General features: G+C 61.1%; 15 protein-coding genes, 1 tRNA gene and 1 pseudogene. 1 reads left to right on the top strand and 16 read right to left on the bottom strand.

Translation table 11 applies throughout. From position 1 onward, the window contains the following. Positions 1–132: 132 nt before the first annotated feature. The 4 genes from fusA to CUR21_RS04920 all read right to left on the bottom strand — a co-directional run bounded on the left by fusA (position 133) and on the right by CUR21_RS04920 (position 4309). Complete coding sequence (fusA, locus tag CUR21_RS04935; RefSeq protein ID WP_100195925.1) at positions 133–2259, bottom strand: elongation factor G; 2127 nt, start codon at positions 2257–2259, stop codon at positions 133–135. 9 nt (positions 2260–2268) lie between these two features. After that, on the bottom strand, positions 2269–2739 hold the full coding sequence (gene rpsG, locus CUR21_RS04930) for a 30S ribosomal protein S7 (protein ID WP_100195924.1): 471 nt from the start codon (positions 2737–2739) through the stop codon (positions 2269–2271). A gap of 11 nt (positions 2740–2750) precedes the next feature. Continuing rightward, entirely contained in the window at positions 2751–3122 is a 372-nt protein-coding gene (gene rpsL / locus CUR21_RS04925) for a 30S ribosomal protein S12 (RefSeq protein WP_100195923.1), read from the bottom strand. A gap of 308 nt (positions 3123–3430) precedes the next feature. Then, positions 3431–4309 (bottom strand): DMT family transporter, encoded by an 879-nt coding sequence (locus CUR21_RS04920; protein ID WP_198431621.1) that lies wholly within the window; start codon positions 4307–4309, stop codon positions 3431–3433. Positions 4310–4486: 177 nt separating this feature from the next. Here CUR21_RS04920 and CUR21_RS04915 point away from each other — a divergent pair, with 177 nt between their 5' ends. Continuing rightward, entirely contained in the window at positions 4487–5689 is a 1203-nt protein-coding gene (locus CUR21_RS04915) for a metallochaperone AztD (protein ID WP_100195922.1), read from the top strand. A gap of 232 nt (positions 5690–5921) precedes the next feature. Here the strand turns inward: CUR21_RS04915 and rpoC are convergent, their stop codons facing one another. From rpoC to tuf, 12 genes and pseudogenes are all read right to left on the bottom strand, one after another. Beyond that, positions 5922–10163, bottom strand: coding sequence for a DNA-directed RNA polymerase subunit beta' (gene rpoC, locus CUR21_RS04910; protein ID WP_100195921.1), 4242 nt, complete (start codon positions 10161–10163; stop codon positions 5922–5924). Between the two features lie 108 nt (positions 10164–10271). Next, positions 10272–14405: a DNA-directed RNA polymerase subunit beta gene (gene rpoB / locus CUR21_RS04905; RefSeq protein ID WP_100195920.1), complete on the bottom strand. Its 4134-nt coding sequence runs from the start codon at positions 14403–14405 to the stop codon at positions 10272–10274. A gap of 239 nt (positions 14406–14644) precedes the next feature. After that, positions 14645–15022, bottom strand: a complete 378-nt coding sequence (rplL, locus tag CUR21_RS04900) for a 50S ribosomal protein L7/L12 (protein ID WP_100195919.1) — start codon at positions 15020–15022, stop codon at positions 14645–14647. A 66-nt stretch (positions 15023–15088) separates the two neighbouring features. After that, a complete protein-coding gene (rplJ, locus tag CUR21_RS04895; protein WP_100195918.1) occupies positions 15089–15604 on the bottom strand; it encodes a 50S ribosomal protein L10 in 516 nt (171 codons plus the stop codon). Between the two features lie 231 nt (positions 15605–15835). Next, entirely contained in the window at positions 15836–16531 is a 696-nt protein-coding gene (gene rplA, locus CUR21_RS04890) for a 50S ribosomal protein L1 (RefSeq protein WP_100195917.1), read from the bottom strand. A gap of 5 nt (positions 16532–16536) precedes the next feature. Beyond that, positions 16537–16989, bottom strand: a complete 453-nt coding sequence (rplK, locus tag CUR21_RS04885) for a 50S ribosomal protein L11 (protein ID WP_100195916.1) — start codon at positions 16987–16989, stop codon at positions 16537–16539. Between the two features lie 106 nt (positions 16990–17095). Further along, the gene (gene nusG / locus CUR21_RS04880) at positions 17096–17629 is read right to left on the bottom strand and encodes a transcription termination/antitermination protein NusG (protein ID WP_100195915.1); all 534 of its coding nucleotides are present in this window, start codon (positions 17627–17629) and stop codon (positions 17096–17098) included. A gap of 200 nt (positions 17630–17829) precedes the next feature. Continuing rightward, on the bottom strand, positions 17830–18024 hold the full coding sequence (secE, locus tag CUR21_RS04875; RefSeq protein ID WP_100195914.1) for a preprotein translocase subunit SecE: 195 nt from the start codon (positions 18022–18024) through the stop codon (positions 17830–17832). An 87-nt stretch (positions 18025–18111) separates the two neighbouring features. Next, entirely contained in the window at positions 18112–19053 is a 942-nt protein-coding gene (locus CUR21_RS04870) for a choice-of-anchor A family protein (RefSeq protein WP_100195913.1), read from the bottom strand. A 221-nt stretch (positions 19054–19274) separates the two neighbouring features. After that, a tRNA-Trp gene (locus CUR21_RS04865) sits at positions 19275–19350 on the bottom strand. Between the two features lie 38 nt (positions 19351–19388). Then, positions 19389–20039 carry a CatB-related O-acetyltransferase gene (locus CUR21_RS04860; protein WP_100195912.1) on the bottom strand — a complete coding sequence of 217 codons (651 nt, stop codon included), beginning with the start codon at positions 20037–20039 and terminating at the stop codon, positions 19389–19391. A 176-nt stretch (positions 20040–20215) separates the two neighbouring features. After that, positions 20216–20350 (bottom strand): annotated as a pseudogene (tuf, locus tag CUR21_RS04855) (elongation factor Tu); the annotation flags it as partial.

Below are 20350 nucleotides of genomic sequence, written 5' to 3'. Positions count from 1 at the left end.
ATGTTGACGTGCGGTTTGTTCCGTTCAAACTTTGCCTTTGCCATCTGGGCAACTCCTCATTCATGTATCGGATGCGGCGGGTCGCCCCGCCCTACAGGGGTGGTAGGGCGGGGTTCACCCCGCCGCACCGGATTAAGCGTATTTCTTCTGGATCTCGTCCGAGATGTTCTGCGGAACCGCGTCGTAATGGTCGAACTCCATCGAGAACACGGCCCGGCCCGAGGTCATCGAGCGCAGCGTGTTGATGTAGCCGAACATGTTGGCCAGCGGCACCATCGAAGAGATCACGTTGGCGTTGCCGCGGCTGTCCTGCCCCGTCACCATGCCCCGACGCGAGGTCAGGTCGCCGATGACGCCGCCGGTGTATTCTTCCGGGGTGACGACTTCGACTTTCATGATCGGCTCGAGCAGTTTCGCACCGGCCTTTTTCAGACCTTCGCGCATGGCTGCCCGCGAGGCGATTTCAAAGGCCAGAACGCTGGAGTCAACATCGTGGAACGCACCGTCGATCAGCGCAACCTTGAAGTCGATCACCGGGAAGCCTGCCAGCGGACCGGAGTCCATGACCGACTTGATGCCCTTTTCGACGCCGGGGATGTATTCCTTCGGAACCGCACCACCCACGATCTTCGACTCGAACGAATAGCCTTCGCCCGGTTCGGTCGGCGAGATGATCAGCTTCACGCGCGCGAACTGACCCGTACCACCGGTCTGCTTCTTGTGCGTGTAGTCGATTTCATGCTCGCGCGAGATCGTTTCGCGATAGGCCACCTGCGGCGCACCGATGTTCGCCTCGACCTTGAACTCGCGACGCATACGGTCGACGAGGATGTCGAGGTGAAGTTCGCCCATGCCCTTCATGATGGTCTGACCGCTTTCGAGGTCGGTTTCCACACGGAAGGACGGGTCTTCGGCAGCCAGACGGGCCAAAGCGATGCCCATCTTTTCTTGGTCGGCCTTGGTCTTTGGTTCCACCGCGATCTCGATCACCGGGACCGGGAAGGTCATGGTTTCCAGAACAACGGGGGCCGCCGGATCACAAAGCGTGTCCCCGGTGGTGGTTTCTTTCAGACCGCCAAGCGCGATGATGTCGCCTGCGAAGGCTTCGGTGATTTCCTCACGCTCGATGGCGTGCATCATCATCATACGGCCAACGCGCTCTTTGCGCTGCTTGGTCGCGTTCAGCATGCCGTCGCCCTTGGCCAGCTTGCCCGAATAGATCCGGGTGAAGGTCAGGGAGCCCACGAAGGGGTCGTTCATGATCTTGAACGCCAGAGCCGAGAAGGGCTGATCATCATCCGCCGAACGGGCGATGTTGCGGGTTTCCGTCTCGTCACCCGGTGCGAAGCCCATGTAGGGCGGCACGTCGAGCGGGCTTGGCAGATAGTCGATCACGGCGTTGAGCAGAGGCTGCACGCCTTTGTTCTTGAACGAAGACCCAGCCATTACGGGGATGAATTCGATCGCCAGCGTGCCCTTGCGGATCAGCTCGCGCAGCTTCTCGGCCGAAGGCTCGTTGCCTTCGAGATAGGCTTCCATCGCTTCGTCGTCTTGGCCCACTGCGGTTTCCAGCAGGTTCAGACGCCATTCGTCGGCTTCGTCCTTCAGCTCGGCACGGATCGGCTGACGCTTCCACGACGCGCCCAGATCTTCGCCCTCATAGACCCATTCTTCCATGGTCACGAGGTCGATGATGCCTTCCAGCTTGTCTTCGGCGCCAATCGGCAGAACGATCGGAACAGCGTTTGCCCCGGTGCGGTCCTTGATCATGCGCACGCATTTCATGAAGTCAGCGCCGGTCTTGTCCATCTTGTTGACGAACACGATCCGCGGAACCTTGTAGCGGTCAGCCTGACGCCACACGGTTTCGGTCTGCGGCTCCACACCGGCGTTGCCGTCGAGCAGAACCACAGCGCCGTCGAGCACGGCCAGCGAACGCTCGACTTCAATGGTGAAGTCCACGTGTCCGGGGGTGTCGATGATGTTGAAGCGGAACTTCTTGCTCTTGTCAGAGCCGTCGGTGCCCGGATCAATCTGACGGTTCCAGAAGGTGGTGGTCGCAGCCGAGGTGATGGTGATCCCACGCTCTTGCTCTTGCTCCATCCAGTCCATCGTTGCGGCGCCGTCATGCACCTCACCGATTTTGTGCGATTTGCCTGTGTAATACAGGATACGCTCGGACGTGGTGGTCTTGCCGGCATCGATATGGGCGATGATGCCGAAGTTCCGATAGCGTTCCAGCGGATAGTCGCGTGCCATGTAAACCCCTTACCAGCGGTAGTGGCTGAACGCTTTGTTCGCGTCGGCCATCTTGTGGGTGTCTTCGCGCTTTTTCACGGCGGTGCCACGGTTGTTCACCGCGTCCGAGAGTTCAGCAGCCAGACGTTCTTCCATGGTGTTTTCGTTGCGCTTGCGGGCAGCGATGATCAGCCAGCGGATGGCCAAAGCTTCGCGGCGCTCGGAACGCACTTCGACGGGAACCTGATAGGTGGCACCCCCGACGCGGCGCGAACGCACTTCGACGGACGGTTTCACGTTTTCCAGCGCTTCATGGAAAGCCTGGATCGGTTCACGCTTCAGGCGGGTTTCCACGCGGGAAAGCGCACCGTAAACGATCGATTCTGCGACGGATTTCTTCCCGTCCAGCATCAGGTTGTTCATGAACTTGGTCAGAACCCGATCGCCATACTTGGCATCGGGGAGGATTTCGCGTTTTTCAGCGGCGTGACGACGAGACATGTTTCAAACCCTCACTTCGGACGCTTCGCGCCATACTTCGAACGACGCTGACGACGCTCTTTCACGCCCTGGGTATCCAGAACACCGCGCAGGATGTGGTAACGCACACCCGGAAGGTCTTTCACACGGCCGCCACGGATCAGAACAACCGAGTGCTCTTGCAGGTTGTGCTTTTCACCGGGGATGTAGCTGATGACTTCGAAGCCATTGGTCAGACGCACCTTGGCGACTTTCCGCATAGCCGAGTTCGGCTTCTTCGGGGTGGTGGTGTAGACGCGGGTGCACACACCACGCTTCTGGGGGCAAGCTTCCAAGTGCTGCGACTTGGTCTTGCGCACGTTAGGCTCCCGCGGTTTGCGGATGAGCTGCTGAATAGTCGGCATTCACGTTCCTCGTGTTGCTGTCAATACTCGCCCCAGACCTTGGGGCACTGCTTCTCGACGTGTGCCTTGCGCGAATCGCAAAGCACAAAACCGCACTTATCCCTGCGCAGGGATAACGCGGTGGACTTCCAGAGGATCGGGGCTTTTGGCCCGGATCTTGACCACATCAAGCATTCTGGGTCCGAAATGCCGATCTCTCCGCATGTCAGATAGCCGGGCGTATAGGGGGAGTCGCACCTGATGTCAACAGGAGCCCCCCGCGCGGCCTTGTGGCCATGGGGCGGGCGCCATCCTGCCGCCCCTTTGGCTCAGGCCGGGCGCGCCTTCATCTTGCGCTCGCGCCACAGGGTGAACAGCCCCGTCGCCACCACCAGCCCTGCGCCCGTCAAGGTCAGCGGGTCAGGCAGCGCGCCAAACACCAGCCAGCCCAGAAGGATGGCCCAGATCAACGCGGTGTAGCGGAACGGGGCCACAAAACCAATGTCCCCCACCCGCATCACCATCACGGCGAACAGATAGCCCACCACCAGCGCCATCGAGGCCAGCAGCACCAGCCCGCCCTGCCCCGGCGTCAGCGGCTGCCAGCCTTGCACAAGGCTCGACAGCCCCGCCGCCGTTGTCACCGCGACCGAGGCCCAGACCGCCACCATCACCGATGGCACCGCTTGGCTCACGCTCCGCGTGCTCAGGTCACGCACCACCACAAAGGCCACCGACAGCAACCCCATCAGCGACCAGACGTCAAACCCGTCCGGCCCGGGGCGAATAACGATCAGCACCCCCACAAAGCCAATCAGAATGGCGGTCAGCCGCCGCCAACCGATCTTTTCCTTGAACACCACCGCCGCCGCCAGCGTCACCGCAAGCGGCAGCGCCTGCATGATCGCCGACAGGTTCGCCAGCGGCATATGCATCAGCGCCGCCAGAAACAGCACGGTCGAGATGATCTCGGCCACGCAGCGCAGCCCCACCATCATCCCGTCTCGGCGGGGCAGCGCCACCTTCCACTGCCCCATCAGCTTGGCCAGCAAGATCAGCCCCACCAGCATCAGCCCGCCGCGCATCGCAATCGCCTGAAACAGCGGAACGTCCTGCGTCAATGCCTTCATCGTGGCGTCATTCAGCGTAAAGGCCGCCATCGCCACCATCATATAGACCGCGCCACGCGCATTGTCGGAAAGCTGCATCCACCGTCTCCTGCCTTGCGCCCTTGCTTAGGCCGCAGGGCCGCCGCCGGAAAGGGGCAGAGATGTGTGGGTTACAATCTGGGGTTACATCGGCACGGGGCTCTCCCGAAATCGGCGCTGGCGTTCAGTTATGTTATACAATAACAGAAAGGCGCAACTGAAGTATGGAGGTGGGCCATGACCCGCAAAACATCCGTCATCCGTCCTTGGCTGTCGACAGCCATGCTGCTGGCCGCCAGCACAGCCCAAGCGCAGGATGTGCCCGAACAGGCCCATCGGCTGTTCGTCGGCGATCACGCCAACGGCGTGGTGCACGCGCTGGATGCCGACACCGGGGCTATGTTGGGCGATTTCGCGCTCGACATGACCCCTGCCCTCACGGCGGTGGGCAGCACCGTCTTTGCGGTGCAAGGCGCATCGGGCAAGGTGGCGCTGATCGACAGCGGCATCACGCTGGAAGATCACGGCGATCACGCCGATCTCAAGATCACCGATCCGGCCTTGCTCAACCTCACCCTGACCGGCACCACCCCGGCGCATGTGGTGGAAGGGTCGGGCCAGATCGCGCTGTTTGACGATGGCACGGGGGCGGTGCAGCTCTTCACCGAAGCGGCCCTGCGGGCCGAACCCTTTGCCCCCGTCACGCTGGAACCCGGCGCCGCCCATCATGGGCTGGCCGCGCCGATGGGCGATTATCTTGTTGTCTCGGTGCCGGGTGAAACGGCGGATGCGCCGCGCGTGGGCGTCAAGGTCATCGACCAAAGCGGCGCACAGCTGGGCGATGTGATGCCCTGCCCCGGCGTGCATGGTCAGGCGCAATCGGCGCGCGTCTTTGCCTTTGGCTGCAAGGATGGCGTCGTGCTGGCCACCCCGGCAGCGAATGGCGGCGCGCCGGTGTTGCAGCATCTGCCCACGGCAGAGCTGGGCGAAGGCAATGTCTCTACCCTCAAGGGCGGCACCGCGCTCCAGTTCTTCCTTGGCAATTATGGCCCCGATGCCGTGGTGCTGATCGAACCCGGCAGCGACGCGCCCTTCCGCAAGATCGCGCTGCCGACCCGCCGGGTGGATTTCGCGCTTGACCCTGTGATCGCCCGCAACGGCTATATCCTCACGGAAGATGGCCAGCTCCATCTGCTCGATATTCTCAGCGGGACGATCACGCAAAGCGTCACCGTGACCGAGCCCTATTCGATGGACGGCCACTGGCGCGACCCGCGCCCGCGTCTGGCGGTGGCAGGCGGCCACATCGCGCTCACCGATCCGCTGAAAGGGGTGGTGCGGCTGATCTCGACCGAAACCTTTGCCGAAGTGCGGCAGATCCCGGTGGCCGGGGTGCCCTACACCATCGTGGCCGTCGGCGGCTCCGGCGCCGCGCACTGACGGCGCACCCGCGCACCAGCCAGACCAGAACAGGGGGGGGGCGGCACCACAGGGCCGCCCCCTTTGTCATGGGCGGGGCTCCGCTGTGGGAAAGTCTTGCCAATTCCTTAACGCGACCGGGTCAACCCATTGAAAGTATGAGAGTCCCTCAGTTGTAACACAGGGGGAAAACGAAAAACCCCCGCCTGTCTCACAACAGGCGGGGGCAAGGGTTTCAACGGTCAGACGATGCTCAGCCGCGGCTGTCGAACGGGTCCGCCAGTCCGGCCTCGGTCGCCAGATCGACCACGTCCTCCATCGGAGCGGCCAAGGCTGCGGCCTGTTCGGCCTCGCCCCGACGCGCCTCGATCACGTCGGTGTCCCGATCGGCGGCGATCTTCTTGACCTTGCTGGTCGCGCCACCGGTGCCTGCCGGGATCAACCGGCCGACGATGACGTTCTCTTTCAGGCCCACCAGCTTGTCCCGCTTGCCCTGAACCGAAGCCTCGGTCAGCACCCGCGTCGTCTCTTGGAAGGAGGCCGCCGAGATGAAGGACCGCGTCTGCAGCGACGCCTTGGTGATCCCCAGCAGCACCGGCTCGGCCTTCGCCTCGCGCCCGCCACGGTTGCGGGCCTTCTGGTTCTCTTCGTCCAGCTCGATCTTCTCGACCTGTTCGCCCTTCAGCAGCGTCGTGTCGCCCCCGTCCAGCACTTCCAGTTTCACCAGCATCTGACGCACGATGACTTCGATGTGCTTGTCGTTGATCTTCACGCCCTGCAGTCGGTAAACGTCCTGCACCTCGTCGATCATGTAGTTCGCAAGCGCCTCGACCCCCATGATCCGCAGGATGTCATGCGGAGCCGGGTTGCCGTCCATGATGTAGTCACCCTTCTGGACGAAGTCGCCTTCCTGAACAGGAATGTGCTTGCCCTTGGGGATCATGTATTCCACGGCCGTCATCGTCTCATCGACGGGTTCCACCGTGATGCGGCGCTTGTTCTTGTAGTCTTTCCCGAAGCGGACGTAGCCATCCATCTCGGCGATGATCGCGTGATCCTTCGGACGACGGGCCTCGAACAGTTCCGCCACGCGGGGCAGACCCCCGGTGATGTCCTTGGTCTTGGCGCCTTCGCGCGGGATACGCGCCACCACGTCGCCGGGCTTGATGTCCTGCTGATCTTCGACCGACAGGATCGCGTCCACCGACATCGGGTAGCTGATCGGGTTGCCATTTTCCCCACGCACAGGCTCGCCCGTGGACGGGTCCATGATGATGACTTCCGGCTTCAGATCGTTGCCCTTCGGCGCAGAGCGCCAGTCGGCCACGATCTTCTGGGTCATCCCGGTGGCATCGTCGGTGTCTTCGCGGACCGAGATCCCCGAAATCAGGTCGACGAACTTTGCCACACCGCCCTTTTCCGCGATGATCGGAAGGGTGTAGGGGTCCCATTCGAACAGCTTGGCGCCACGCTTCACCTCGGCCCCGTCCTTCACATGGACCTTGGAACCGTAGGTGATCTTGTGCACCGCGCGCTCGTGCCCGGTCTCGTCCACGATGGCGATCGACATGTTCCGGCCCATCACGATCTGCTCGCCATTGGCGTTTTCCAGCAGGTTCGCATTGCGGAACTCGATCTTGCCTTCTTGGCTGGCTTCCAGGAACGACTGCTGACCACCCTGCGCAATCCCGCCGATGTGGAAGGTGCGCATCGTGAGCTGTGTGCCCGGTTCCCCGATGGATTGGGCGGCGATGATGCCGACCGCTTCACCGCTGTTCACCAGCGTGCCGCGCGCAAGGTCACGGCCATAGCACATGGCGCAAACGCCCTCTTCGGCCTCACAGGTCAGCGGCGAACGGATGCGCATGACCGCAATGCCTGCCTGCTCGATCAGGTCGGCACGACGCTCGTCGATCAGCTCGCCCGCGGCCACCAGCACCTCATCGGTGCCCGGGACCAGCACATCATCGGCGGAGACGCGGCCCAGAACGCGGTCTGCCAGCGTCTGGATCACCTCACCGTCGTTGACAGCGGCTTCGGCGGTGATCGCCCGGTCGGTGCCGCAATCATGGGCCCGCACGATGCAATCTTGTGCCACGTCCACCAGACGACGGGTCAGGTAACCCGAGTTTGCTGTCTTCAACGCGGTGTCCGACAGACCCTTCCGGGCGCCGTGGGTCGAGTTGAAGTATTCAAGAACGGTCAGACCTTCCTTGAAGTTCGAGATGATCGGCGTCTCGATGATCGCGCCGTTCGGCTTCGACATCAGGCCGCGCATCCCGCCCAGCTGTTTCATCTGGCTGACCGAACCCCGAGCACCGGAGTGCGCCATCATGTAAACCGAGTTCGGTTCCTGTTCGGCACCGGCATCATTGAAGCGCGGAGCCGAGATGGTCGACATCATGGCTTCGGTCAGTTTGTCGTTACACTTGGACCAGGCATCGACAACCTTGTTGTACTTTTCGCCCTGAGTGATCAGGCCGTCCATGTACTGTTGTTCGAATTCCTTCACCTGATCGCGGACTTCGCCCACGATGTCCCACTTGTTTTCGGGGATCAGCATGTCGTCCTTGCCGAAGGAGATCCCGGCCTTGAACGCTTCGCGGAAGCCCATCGTCATGATCTGGTCACAGAAGATGACCGACTCTTTCTGACCGCAATAGCGGTAGACGGTGTCGATGACGTTCTGCACGTCTTTCTTCCGCAGCAAGCGGTTCACCAGATCGAAGGGCGCCTTGGCGTTCAGCGGCAACAGGTTGCCCAGACGCAGACGGCCCGGCGTGGTTTCAAAGCGCTTCCACACTTCGTTGCCATGCTCGTCGATTTGCTTGATGCGCGCCTGAATCTTGGCGTGCAGATGCACGGCACCGCCCGCAAGCGCATGTTCGACTTCGTCGACATTGGTGAAGACCATGCCTTCGCCGACCATGCCTTTGCGTTCCATGGTCGTGTAATACAGACCCAGAACCATGTCCTGCGACGGAACGATGATCGGCGCGCCGTTGGCGGGCGACAGAACGTTGTTCGTCGACATCATCAACACGCGGGCTTCCAACTGGGCCTCAAGGCTCAGCGGGACGTGCACGGCCATCTGGTCGCCGTCGAAGTCGGCGTTGAAGGCCGAGCAGACCAGCGGGTGCAGCTGGATCGCCTTGCCTTCGATCAGCATGGGCTCGAACGCCTGAATGCCCAGACGGTGCAGCGTCGGCGCGCGGTTCAGCAGAACCGGGTGTTCGCGGATCACCTCATCAAGGATATCCCAGACCTCCGGGCGCTCTTTCTCGACCAGCTTCTTCGCCTGCTTCACGGTGCTGGAAAGGCCCTTGGCTTCCAGACGCGAGTAGATGAAGGGCTTGAACAGCTCCAGCGCCATCTTTTTCGGCAGACCACACTGGTGCAGCTTGAGTTCCGGGCCGGTCACGATGACCGAACGACCCGAGAAGTCCACGCGTTTTCCCAGAAGGTTCTGACGGAAGCGGCCCTGCTTGCCTTTCAGCATGTCGGACAGCGATTTCAGCGGGCGCTTGTTGGTGCCCGTGATCACACGGCCACGACGGCCGTTGTCGAACAGCGCGTCCACCGCTTCTTGCAGCATCCGCTTTTCGTTGCGCACGATGATATCGGGCGCACGCAGTTCGATCAGCCGCTTCAGACGGTTGTTGCGGTTGATGACGCGGCGATAGAGGTCGTTCAGGTCGGACGTGGCGAAGCGGCCACCGTCCAGAGGGACCAGCGGGCGCAGTTCCGGCGGGATCACCGGCAGCACGGTCAGAACCATCCACTCGGGGCGGTTGCCCGACTCGAGGAAGGATTCGACGATCTTCAGACGCTTGATGATCTTCTTCGGCTTCAGCTCGCCCGTGGCTTCCTTCAGCTCTTCGCGAAGGGTGTCGGCAGTCTGTTCCAGATCGATCGCAGCCAGCATTTCGCGGATCGCTTCGGCACCGATGTTGGCGGTGAAGGCGTCAGCGCCATACTGGTCCTGCGCGTCGAGGAATTCTTCCTCGGTCATCAGCTGACCATAGGTCAGATCGGTCAGACCGGGTTCGATCACGACGTAGTTTTCGAAGTAAAGGATGCGTTCCAGATCCCGCAGCGTCATGTCCAGCATCAGACCGATGCGGGACGGCAGCGATTTCAGGAACCAGATGTGGGCGACAGGCGCGGCGAGCTCGATATGGCCCATCCGCTCGCGCCGCACCTTTTGCAGGGTGACTTCGACGCCGCATTTTTCGCAGACAACGCCGCGATATTTCATGCGCTTGTATTTGCCGCAGAGGCATTCGTAATCCTTGATCGGGCCAAAGATACGCGCGCAGAACAGGCCGTCACGCTCGGGCTTGAACGTGCGGTAGTTGATGGTTTCCGGCTTCTTGATCTCACCGAAGGACCACGACAGGATCCGCTCTGGCGAGGCCAGACTGATCTTGATTTCGTCGAAGGTCTTGATCGGCGCAACCGGGTTGAACGGGTTGGTGCTGAGTTCCTGGTTCATTTCATACCTTATGAATGGGGGCGGCGGGGGAAGGTGTGGTGCGTGCAAGCACGCACCTTACGGCTTCTGGGTAGGGTGCGTGCTTGCACGCACCCTCCTGAAACATCGTCACTCTTCCTCCGCATCCAGGAGTTCCATGTTGAGGCCCAAACCGCGGACCTCCTTGACGAGAACGTTGAAGGATTCCGGCACGCCGGCTTCAAAATTGTCCTCGCCCTTGACGATCGACTCGTAGACCTTGGTGCGGCCTGCCACGTCATCCGACTTGACCGTCAGCATCTCTTGCAGGGTATAGGCGGCGCCGTAAGCTTCCAGAGCCCAGACCTCCATCTCCCCAAGACGCTGACCACCGAACTGCGCCTTACCGCCCAGCGGTTGCTGGGTCACAAGGCTGTAAGGCCCGGTCGAACGGGCGTGCAGCTTGTCATCGACAAGGTGATGCAGCTTGAGCATGTATTTCACGCCCACGGTCACCTTGCGCTGGAACTGCTCGCCGGTGCGGCCATCGAACACCACCGACTGGCCCGAGGTGTCGAACCCGGCGCGGGTCAGCGCGTCGTTCACGTCCAGCTCCTTGGCGCCATCGAAAACCGGCGTGGCGATCGGCACGCCTCTGGTCACGTTCCCTGCCAGTTCCAGCAGATCGTCATCTTCACGATCCGCAAAGGCCTGTGCGTAGGTTTCGTCCCCATAAGCGATCCGCATGGCTTCCTTGACCGGGGTCAGGTCGCCCTTGCGCCGATACTCTTTCAGCGCCTCGTCGATTTGCAGGCCCAGACCGCGCGCGGCCCAGCCCATGTGGGTTTCCAAGATCTGCCCCACGTTCATCCGGCTCGGCACGCCGAGCGGGTTCAGAACGAGGTCGACCGCGGTGCCATCTGCAAGGAAGGGCATGTCCTCGATCGGAACGACCTTGGAGATAACCCCTTTGTTGCCGTGACGACCGGCCATCTTGTCGCCCGGTTGCAGCTTGCGCTTCACCGCCACGAACACCTTGACCATCTTCATCACACCCGGAGGCAGATCGTCGCCGCGACGGACCTTTTCGACCTTATCCTCAAAGCGGTGCTCAAGCGCGCGCTTCTGGGCTTCGAACTGGTCGTGCAGCGCTTCGACATCCTTGGCCTCGGCTTCTTCACCAAGGGCCAGCTGCCACCACTGGCCACGCGACAGCGTGCCCAAGAGTTCGTCGTCGATGGTCGACCCTGCCTTGACGCCTTTCGGGCCTTTGACAGCCGTCTTGCCCATGATCAGGGTTTTCAGACGCGAGTAGATGTTGCGTTCCAGAATGGTCAGCTCGTCGTCCCGGTCACGGGCCAGACGTTCAACCTCTTCCCGCTCGATCTGCAGGGCGCGCTCGTCCTTGTCGACGCCGTGCCGGTTGAACACCCGCACTTCGACGATGGTGCCATAAGCCCCGGGCGGCAGGCGCAGCGAGGTATCGCGCACGTCCGACGCTTTTTCACCAAAGATGGCGCGCAGCAGTTTTTCTTCCGGCGTCATCGGGCTTTCGCCCTTTGGCGTGATCTTGCCCACCAGAATGTCGCCCGGAGCCACTTCGGCGCCGATGTAAACGATGCCCGCCTCGTCGAGGTTGCGCAGCGCTTCTTCACCGACGTTCGGAATGTCGCGGGTGATTTCCTCTGGCCCCAGCTTCGTATCGCGGGCCGCCACTTCGTATTCCTCGATGTGGATCGAGGTGAACACGTCGTCGCGCAGGATGCGTTCCGAAATCAGGATCGAGTCTTCGTAGTTGTAGCCGTTCCAAGGCATGAACGCGACGATGACGTTCCGGCCCAGTGCCAATTCACCGAAATCGGTGCAAGGGCCATCGGCGATCACCTGCGCGCGCGCGACACTGTCGCCCACCTTCACCAGCGGGCGCTGGTTGATGCAGGACGATTGGTTCGAGCGCTTGAACTTGCGCAGGCGGTAGATGTCCACCCCTGGCTCGCCCGGCTCCAGCATCTCGGTGGCGCGCACAACGATACGCGTTGCGTCGACCTGGTCGATCACACCTGCGCGGCGGGCCATGATGGCCGCGCCGGAGTCGCGGGCGACAACCGCCTCGATCCCGGTGCCGACAAAGGGTGCATCTGCCTGAAGCAGCGGCACGGCCTGACGTTGCATGTTCGAGCCCATCAGAGCGCGGTTGGCGTCGTCGTTTTCAAGGAACGGGATCAGCGACGCTGCGACCGACACAAGCTGTTTCGGCGAAACGTCGATCAGGTCGATCGCGTCTGGCGGGTTCAGCATGAATTCGCCTGCTTTCCGAGAGGAAATCAGGTCATCGGTGAAGCGGCCTTCCGCGTCCTGCGCCGCGTTCGCCTGAGCGACGGTGTGGCGCATTTCTTCGGTTGCCGACATGTAGACGACCTCATCGGTCACCTTGTTGTCGACCACCTTGCGATAGGGTGTTTCGATAAAGCCGTATTTGTTCACGCGGGCGAAGGTGGCCAGCGAGTTGATCAGACCGATGTTCTGACCTTCCGGCGTTTCAATCGGGCACATCCGGCCGTAGTGGGTCGGGTGAACGTCGCGCACCTCAAAGCCTGCACGTTCCCGCGTCAGACCGCCCGGCCCAAGAGCCGACAGACGGCGCTTGTGGGTGACTTCGGACAGCGGGTTGGTCTGGTCCATGAACTGCGACAGCTGCGAGGAGCCAAAGAATTCACGCACCGCAGCCGCAGCCGGTTTCGCGTTGATCAGGTCTTGCGGCATGATCGTGTCGATCTCGACCGAAGACATACGCTCTTTGATCGCACGCTCCATACGGAGCAGGCCCACGCGATACTGGTTCTCCATCAATTCGCCAACCGAACGCACCCGGCGGTTGCCGAGGTGGTCGATGTCGTCGATCTCACCCTTGCCGTCGCGCAGCTCGGTCAAGGCCTTGATGCAGGAGATGATGTCGTCACGGTCCAGCGTGCGCTGGGTGTCGGGCTTGCCCAGATCCAGACGCATGTTCATCTTGACCCGGCCAACGGCGGACAGGTCGTAACGGTCCTTATCGAAGAACAGCGTGTCGAACAGCTGGCTTGCGGCCTCGACGGTCGGCGGCTCACCCGGACGCATGACGCGGTAGATGTCCATGAGCGCGGTGTCGCGGCCCATGTTCTTGTCCGCCGCCATGGTGTTGCGGATGTAGGGGCCGACGTTGACGTTGTCGATGTCGAGTACCGGGATCTCGGTGATGCCTTGATCCAGCAGCACCTTGACGCTGCCGCCCTTGACCTCGCCATCGCGGTCCAGTTCCCAGGTCAGCTCGTCACCGGCCTCGACCCAGATCTCACCGGTTTCTTCATTGATGATGTCTTTGGCAACGTAACGACCCATGATGTGGTCGAAAGGCACCAGCAGCTCGGTGATCTCGCCGTCATCGATCCACTTTTTCACCATCCGCGGCGTCGCCTTGTCGCCGGCCTTCAGGATGACTTCGCCGGTGGCGGCATCGACCAGATCAAAGGTCGGACGGGTGCCGCGCACACGTTCCGGGAAGAACTTGGTGACCCAGCCTTTGTTCTTCACATATTGGTAATTCACGGTGTTGTAGTAAGCGTCCATGATCGCTTCCTGATCCATGCCAAGGGCATAAAGCAGGGTCGTCACCGGCAGCTTGCGGCGACGGTCGATACGGGCGAACACGATGTCCTTGGCGTCGAATTCAAAGTCGAGCCAAGAACCACGGTAAGGAATGATGCGGCAGGCAAACAACAGCTTGCCCGAAGAGTGGGTCTTGCCCTTGTCATGGTCGAAGAACACGCCGGGAGACCGGTGCATCTGGCTGACGATCACGCGCTCGGTGCCGTTCACGATGAACGTCCCGTTCGAGGTCATCAGGGGCATGTCACCCATGTAGACGTCTTGCTCTTTGATGTCCTTGACCGACCGGGCCCCGGTGGTTTCGTCGACATCAAACACGATCAGACGCAGCGTCACCTTCAGCGGCGCCGCATAGGTCATGTCGCGCTGCTGGCACTCGTCCACGTCGTATTTCGGCTTTTCCAGCTCGTATTTCACGAATTCCAGAACGGCCGTTTCGTTGAAGTCCTTGATCGGGAACACCGATTGGAACGTGCCCTGAATGCCCTCGCCATCAGCGGGTTTCGGGCCCTCGCCCGAGTTCAGGAACAGGTCGTAAGAAGATTTCTGAACCTCGATCAGGTTCGGCATCTCCAGAACTTCACGGATCTTGCCATAATAGCGGCGGATGCGTTTCTGGCCTACGTAAGCTTGCGCCATGCTCGTCGTCACCTTTGTCTGTCGTGTCGCGGGCGAAGGAACGTCGGGCCACGTTCATGCGCCGCTGGCGAAGGGGGATTGGCTCTATTCATGCGATCCGTCCCGTAGGACCGCTCCCGAGCCGCGCCGCACCTGGAGAGAGATTTTCGCAAAAACCCCTTTCAAGACGCGTTTGGCTGGGGACGGATCTCTCCATCCCCAGCCGGAAATCATCGTTGCGGATCGCTCCGCAAGCGCGATTACTTCAGCTCGACCTTGGCGCCAGCCTCTTCGAGCTTCTTCTTGAAGCCTTCTGCGTCGGCTTTCGAGACTTGCTCTTTCACCTTGCCGCCAGCTTCGACCAGATCCTTGGCTTCTTTCAGGCCCAGACCGGTGATCGCGCGCACTTCTTTGATCACGTTGATCTTGTTTGCGCCAGCGTCGGTCAGGACGACGTCGAATTCGGTCTGCTCTTCAGCCGGAGCTGCAGCAGCGCCAGCCGCCGGGCCAGCAACCATGACAGCGCCGCCAGCAGCAGGCTCGATGCCGTAGGTGTCTTTCAGGATGGTTTTCAGTTCCTGAGCCTGCAGCAGGGTCAGGCCAACGATTTCTTCGGCGAGTTTGTTCAGATCAGCCATTTTTTCATTCCGTTAATAAAGATGGGGTTCCAACGACGTGAGATCAACCCACGCAGGACGCGAAGATCAGGCGGCTGCCTTTTCCTCGATGGTCGACAGGATGCTTGCGATGTTCGAAGCAGGCGCGCCAATCGCACCAGCGATGTTCGAAGCCGGAGCACCGATGCACGAAACGATCTGAGCAATAAGCTCGTCACGCGACGGCATGGACGCCACAGCCTTGACACCGGCTTGGTCCAGAACGTCTTTGCCCATGGCACCGCCGAGGATCACGAACTTGTCGTTCCCCTTGGCATATGCTTCGGTGACCTTCGCCGCAGCGACTGGATCTTCCGAATAAGCAAACACGGTCATGCCCGTGAGGAGGTCACCCATCTTAGCGCCGGGTTTCCCTTCAAGGGCGATCTTGGCGAGCTTGTTCTTGGCAACGCGAACGGACCCACCTACTTCGCGCATTTTTGCGCGCAGGTCCTGCATCTGTGCAACCGTCATTCCCGCGTAGTGAGCAATCACCACAACGCCAGAGCTTTCGAAGATTTGGCCGAGTTCCTCGACCACTTTCTCTTTCTGGGCTCTATCCACAGTTTCACTCCAAGTATGGGGGTCTCCCCCCGGCTCAAGTTGGCCCCTGCGAACAGGGGCATTCGGGTCCGCGAAGGGTTCCGTAGGCCAAGATCACCCGAGGGTGAAAATCGTCTCGTTCCCCATCTCAGGCAGGAAGATTAAGGCCAGATGGCCACCCACCGTCTCGGACAGGACCGGGCGCTTGCGCCCGGCCATCCCTCCCCCGAAGGGTCGGGAATTTCAAAAGCCTCAGGCCGAAGCCGAGGTCAGGTCCAGCGCGATGCCGGGGCCCATGGTCGAAGAAAGCGAGACTTTCTTGACATAAGCGCCTTTTGCACCGGTCGGGCGGGCCTTGGTGACGGCGTCAACGAAGGCACGGACGTTTTCAGCCAGCTTGGCATCGTCGAACGAGATCTTGCCGATCCCGGCATGGATCACACCGGCTTTTTCGACCTTGAACTGCACTTCGCCGCCTTTGGCCGCTTCGACAGCGGTTTTCACATCCATCGTCACCGTGCCGACCTTCGGGTTCGGCATCAGGTTGCGCGGGCCAAGGATTTTGCCAAGACGGCCAACGATCGGCATCATGTCCGGCGTCGCGATGCAACGGTCGAACTCGATCTTGCCCTGCTGGATGGTTTCCATCAGGTCTTCGGCGCCAACGATGTCTGCACCAGCGGCCTTGGCTTCATCAGCCTTGGCGCCACGGGCGAACACGGCGACGCGCACGGTTTTGCCGGTGCCGTTCGGCAGCTGAACCACGCCGCGGACCATCTGGTCAGCGTGACGCGGGTCAACGCCCAGGTTCATCGCGATTTCCAGCGTCTCGTCAAACTTGGCCGAAGCGGCCTTTTTGATCAGAGCCACGGCATCCTCGACAGAGACCATGTTCTTACCGTCGAACAGGGCGCGTGCAGCAGCGGTGCGTTTTGCAACTTTTGCCATGATGATCAGCCCTTCACTTCGATGCCGCAGGACTTGGCAGAGCCAAGGATGATCTGCATCGCCGCTTCGATCGAGTTGGCGTTCAGGTCTTTCATCTTGGTTTCGGCGATCTGGCGGATTTGCGCCACGCTCACCTTGCCAGCCACTTCGCGGCCCGGCTTTGCCGAACCTTTGGCGCGGTTGCGCTTGCCAACCGGCGGCAGACCAGCCGCCTGCTTGAGCAGGAACGACGCAGGAGCGGTTTTCAGCTCGAGGCTGAACGACTTGTCCTGGTAATAGGTGATGATCACGGGCGTCGGGGTGCCGGGCGTGAGATCAGCGGTCTTGGCGTTGAATTCCTTCACGAACGCCATGATGTTCAAACCGCGCTGACCCAGCGCCGGACCGACCGGCGGTGATGGGTTCGCTTGGCCCGCTTTGACTTGCAGCTTGAGGCTGCCGATAATTTTCTTGGCCATCTGGCCTCTCCTTTGTCACTGCATCCACCCGGAATTGGAGGATGCGGTTTAGTGGTTCGGTTCGTCACCGCGCATGCACGCGGCGCTCGCCTCCCACACGCTGCACTCAGACCCCTTTGGTGACCTGAGTGAATTCCAGTTCAACCGGCGTGGCGCGACCGAAGATCGACACCGACACCTTCAGGCGGCTGTGCTCTTCATCAACATCCTCGACCATGCCGTCAAAGCCTTCGAAGGGCCCGTCCGTCACCTTGACCTTCTCACCCACATCGAAGCGGATCAGATTGCGCGGCGCAGCCTCACCCTCTTCGACACGGTTCAGGATCTGGTTCACTTCCGAATCCCGCATCGGCATCGGTTTGCCTTGTGGGCCAAGGAAGCCGGTCACGCGGTTGATCGACGAGATCAGGTGATAGCCGCGGTTTGTCATCTCCATCCGCACCAGCACATAGCCGGGCATGAAACGACGCTCAGACGTCACCTTCTTGCCGCGACGAACCTCGATCACCTCTTCGGTGGGGACCAGAACTTCGTCGATCTCTTCGGTCAGGTTGGCCTCTTCCACGGCCGTTCTGATCTGTTCGGCAACTTTCTTCTCGAAATTCGAGAGAACGCTTACCGAATACCACCGCTTGGCCATGCCTGCTTCACCCTGTCTGCCCGAGCGTCATGACGCCCGAAATTCATATCTGTTCAACGACTTACGCGAACTGCCTGTCGCCCCGGAGGAACAAAAAACAGCGCGCAACACGAATCATTGCGCGCCGGATCGCCCTTGAACTTGGGGCGGCATACCGTCCCCGGCCTTGGAATTCAAGGGCTAACGCGTCCGCCGCCGAGTCAGAACGCGGTCAGCACGGCCGCAAGTGCGGTGCGGATGCCAAGATCGACCAAGCTGAAGAAGGTCGCCGTAAGCGCGGCCATGATGAACACCATGATCGTGGTCAAGACGACTTCGCGCCGGGTCGGCCAAACGACCTTGGCCACTTCGCCGCGCACTTGCTGAACAAACTGAAGGGGGTTGGTCTTGGCCATGTGTCGGGTCCGGTCATTTGGGTTCGTGGGTCAGATACGCCCTTGGCCCCGTGAATTCAAGCCGGAACCGTTCGTCCCGGCGCCGCGTTACGCCGCGCGCCGCCGCCGCAAGGCCGCCAGCCCCGCGACACCGGCAAGCAACAGCCACCCCGCCGCTGGCAGCGGGACCGCCGGAGGAACCACCTCGGGCGTCGGGATCTTGCCAGCCCATGACTGTTGATGCACCTGCCCCCCTTGCGTGAAGGACGCAGCCACCAAAGTGCCGTGAATGTTGTTGCCGTTCGTCACGGCCGCCAAAGGCGCCAACACAGAGCCAACCCAGCGATTTGACAACGTCAGCGACGTGGCTTCGTAAAAGTTCCAGATGACATTCGAACCGATGCCGACAGGGGTATTGAAGTTCTTGGCAAGGTTGACCGACGATCCCGACACGTTGATCAGGATCGACAAGGCGCCGTTCAGGTCGATGTTCAATTCGTTTCGGTTCAGATCGGAGGCCGCGATCGACAGAACGGTCTGCTGACCCGCCAGCCCCACCGCTTGCCACCCCTGCGTGCCGTTGAAGTTGGACAAGCTTGCATTGGCCGATTGCGCGCGGATGTCTTGCGAGGCCTTCTTCAGCGTTTCCTCAAAGCTGGCGGCCACCGCGTCCAGTCCTGCGACGCCGACCTGCACGGAACCGGCATTGTTCACCTTGGACGGCGCCACAATCGCACCACCGACCTGCACAGAGGCGCCGCCCTTGGTGTTCACATCGCCCGACCGGATATCGCCCGCGACGGTGACATCCGCAAAGCTCGAAGGCGGCAGCGTGTAATTGCTGGTGGTCATCGACCCGGAGTTGCCGACCAGATCACCCCCGACAAAGGCCCGACCATGCACTTGTGAATTCAGGCTATGATTGCCGAAAACCACCAGATTGAACTGGCCCATGATTTCATCAGCGGTGAGCGTCGCGGCGGCCACGGGGCTGGCGGCCAGAAGCGCCGCAGAAACCAAGCCAAACAAAGGGAATCTCACAACACGCATCGCCAAATCTCACCTTATGAAAATGTGGCCAAGTCATAAGCCAAGGCGGGTTGAACGGCGACTTTTTTAGAAAAATCTGCGATTTGACGTTCCGTCACATGCAGAGATTTCAACCCCAAAGAGTGCCGTAAAATTGTGCCACAATCGGGGATATGTGCATTTCAAGCGAATCACCCAGACTGACCCAGAGACAGGTCGACTTGATTCACATCTGTGGGAAATGGCAGGGGCAGCAGGGCTTGAACCCGCGACCTACGGTTTTGGAGACCGTCGCTCTACCAACTGAGCTATACCCCTATCCTTACGCGGTGGGTTACGGCAGCGGCGCGCGCGCGTCAAGGGGCAAACGCGGTTTCCAGCACGTCGATGTCGTCGCCGACAAGCGCAGGCAAGGCCCCACGAAGGCGCGCCAAGGGCTGATCCCACCACGCCAGTGCAAGCAGCCGCACAATCACCTCGGGGGCAAAGCGCAGACGCAGAACCCGCGCTGGATTTCCCGCCACGATCGCATAATCGGGCACGTCGCGGGCCACCACGGCCCCCGCCCCGACAATCACCCCATTGCCAAGGGTCACGCCCGGCAGAATAAGCGCGCCATGCCCGATCCAGACATCATGGCCGATGATGGTATCCGGCAGATCCGCAAAGCTGCCGCGATAGGCTTCCAGCGTCTCCGGGTCAAAAACGCCAAAGGGATAGGTGGTAAACCCCGTCATCGCGTGATTGGCCGAGGCCGTGATGAAACGCACCCCATGCGCGATCTGGCAGAATCGCCCGATCACCAGCCGCTCGGGCGCGCCGGGGTAAAGATAGGGGGCCAGATGCGCGGCCCAATCCTGCGGCGGCGCGAAATCATTGGCGTAGCTGTGATCGCCGATCTGCATGTTCGGGTGATCGATCACGCGGTTCAGATGCACCATATCGGGATGTGTGCGCCCATCGGGAAACACAAGCGGATGTGTGGCGGTCGGGTCAAGGAATGGCATGGACGGGCCTTTCGATCTGAGACGTTGCAAGAACGGGTCAGGCGGTCTGGTCCATGTCGATCTCCTCCGGCAGGGCTGAAGCCTAACAAAGCCCGCCAAGTGCCGCAAGCGCGCGGGCCTATGAAAAAGGGGCGCACGGTTCCCCGCGCGCCCCAAATCTCTCCAAAGCGGTTGCCTCAGGCGATGATTTTCGACACCACGCCTGCGCCGACGGTGCGGCCGCCTTCGCGGATGGCGAAGCGCAGTTTTTCTTCCATCGCGATCGGGGCGATCAGTTCAACGTTGAACTTCAGGTTGTCGCCCGGCATCAC

Origin of the sequence: Pseudorhodobacter sp. MZDSW-24AT (assembly GCF_002794355.1) — a bacterium.
Classification (GTDB): Bacteria; Pseudomonadota; Alphaproteobacteria; order Rhodobacterales; family Rhodobacteraceae; genus Pseudotabrizicola.
This window is presented reverse-complemented; position numbering and strand designations above follow the sequence as displayed.

Coding starts and splice junctions, on each gene's coding strand:
- rpsG (WP_100195924.1), bottom strand. CDS start 2,739: ATGTCTCGTCGTCACGCCGCTGAAAAACGCGAAATCCTCCCCGATGCC.
- CUR21_RS04915 (WP_100195922.1), top strand. CDS start 4,487: ATGACCCGCAAAACATCCGTCATCCGTCCTTGGCTGTCGACAGCCATG.
- nusG (WP_100195915.1), bottom strand. CDS start 17,629: ATGGCCAAGCGGTGGTATTCGGTAAGCGTTCTCTCGAATTTCGAGAAG.
- rplK (WP_100195916.1), bottom strand. CDS start 16,989: ATGGCCAAGAAAATTATCGGCAGCCTCAAGCTGCAAGTCAAAGCGGGC.
- rplL (WP_100195919.1), bottom strand. CDS start 15,022: ATGGCTGATCTGAACAAACTCGCCGAAGAAATCGTTGGCCTGACCCTG.
- rplA (WP_100195917.1), bottom strand. CDS start 16,531: ATGGCAAAAGTTGCAAAACGCACCGCTGCTGCACGCGCCCTGTTCGAC.
- secE (WP_100195914.1), bottom strand. CDS start 18,024: ATGGCCAAGACCAACCCCCTTCAGTTTGTTCAGCAAGTGCGCGGCGAA.
- rpsL (WP_100195923.1), bottom strand. CDS start 3,122: ATGCCGACTATTCAGCAGCTCATCCGCAAACCGCGGGAGCCTAACGTG.
- rpoB (WP_100195920.1), bottom strand. CDS start 14,405: ATGGCGCAAGCTTACGTAGGCCAGAAACGCATCCGCCGCTATTATGGC.
- fusA (WP_100195925.1), bottom strand. CDS start 2,259: ATGGCACGCGACTATCCGCTGGAACGCTATCGGAACTTCGGCATCATC.
- CUR21_RS04920 (WP_198431621.1), bottom strand. CDS start 4,309: ATGCAGCTTTCCGACAATGCGCGTGGCGCGGTCTATATGATGGTGGCG.
- rpoC (WP_100195921.1), bottom strand. CDS start 10,163: ATGAACCAGGAACTCAGCACCAACCCGTTCAACCCGGTTGCGCCGATC.
- CUR21_RS04860 (WP_100195912.1), bottom strand. CDS start 20,039: ATGCCATTCCTTGACCCGACCGCCACACATCCGCTTGTGTTTCCCGAT.
- CUR21_RS04870 (WP_100195913.1), bottom strand. CDS start 19,053: ATGCGTGTTGTGAGATTCCCTTTGTTTGGCTTGGTTTCTGCGGCGCTT.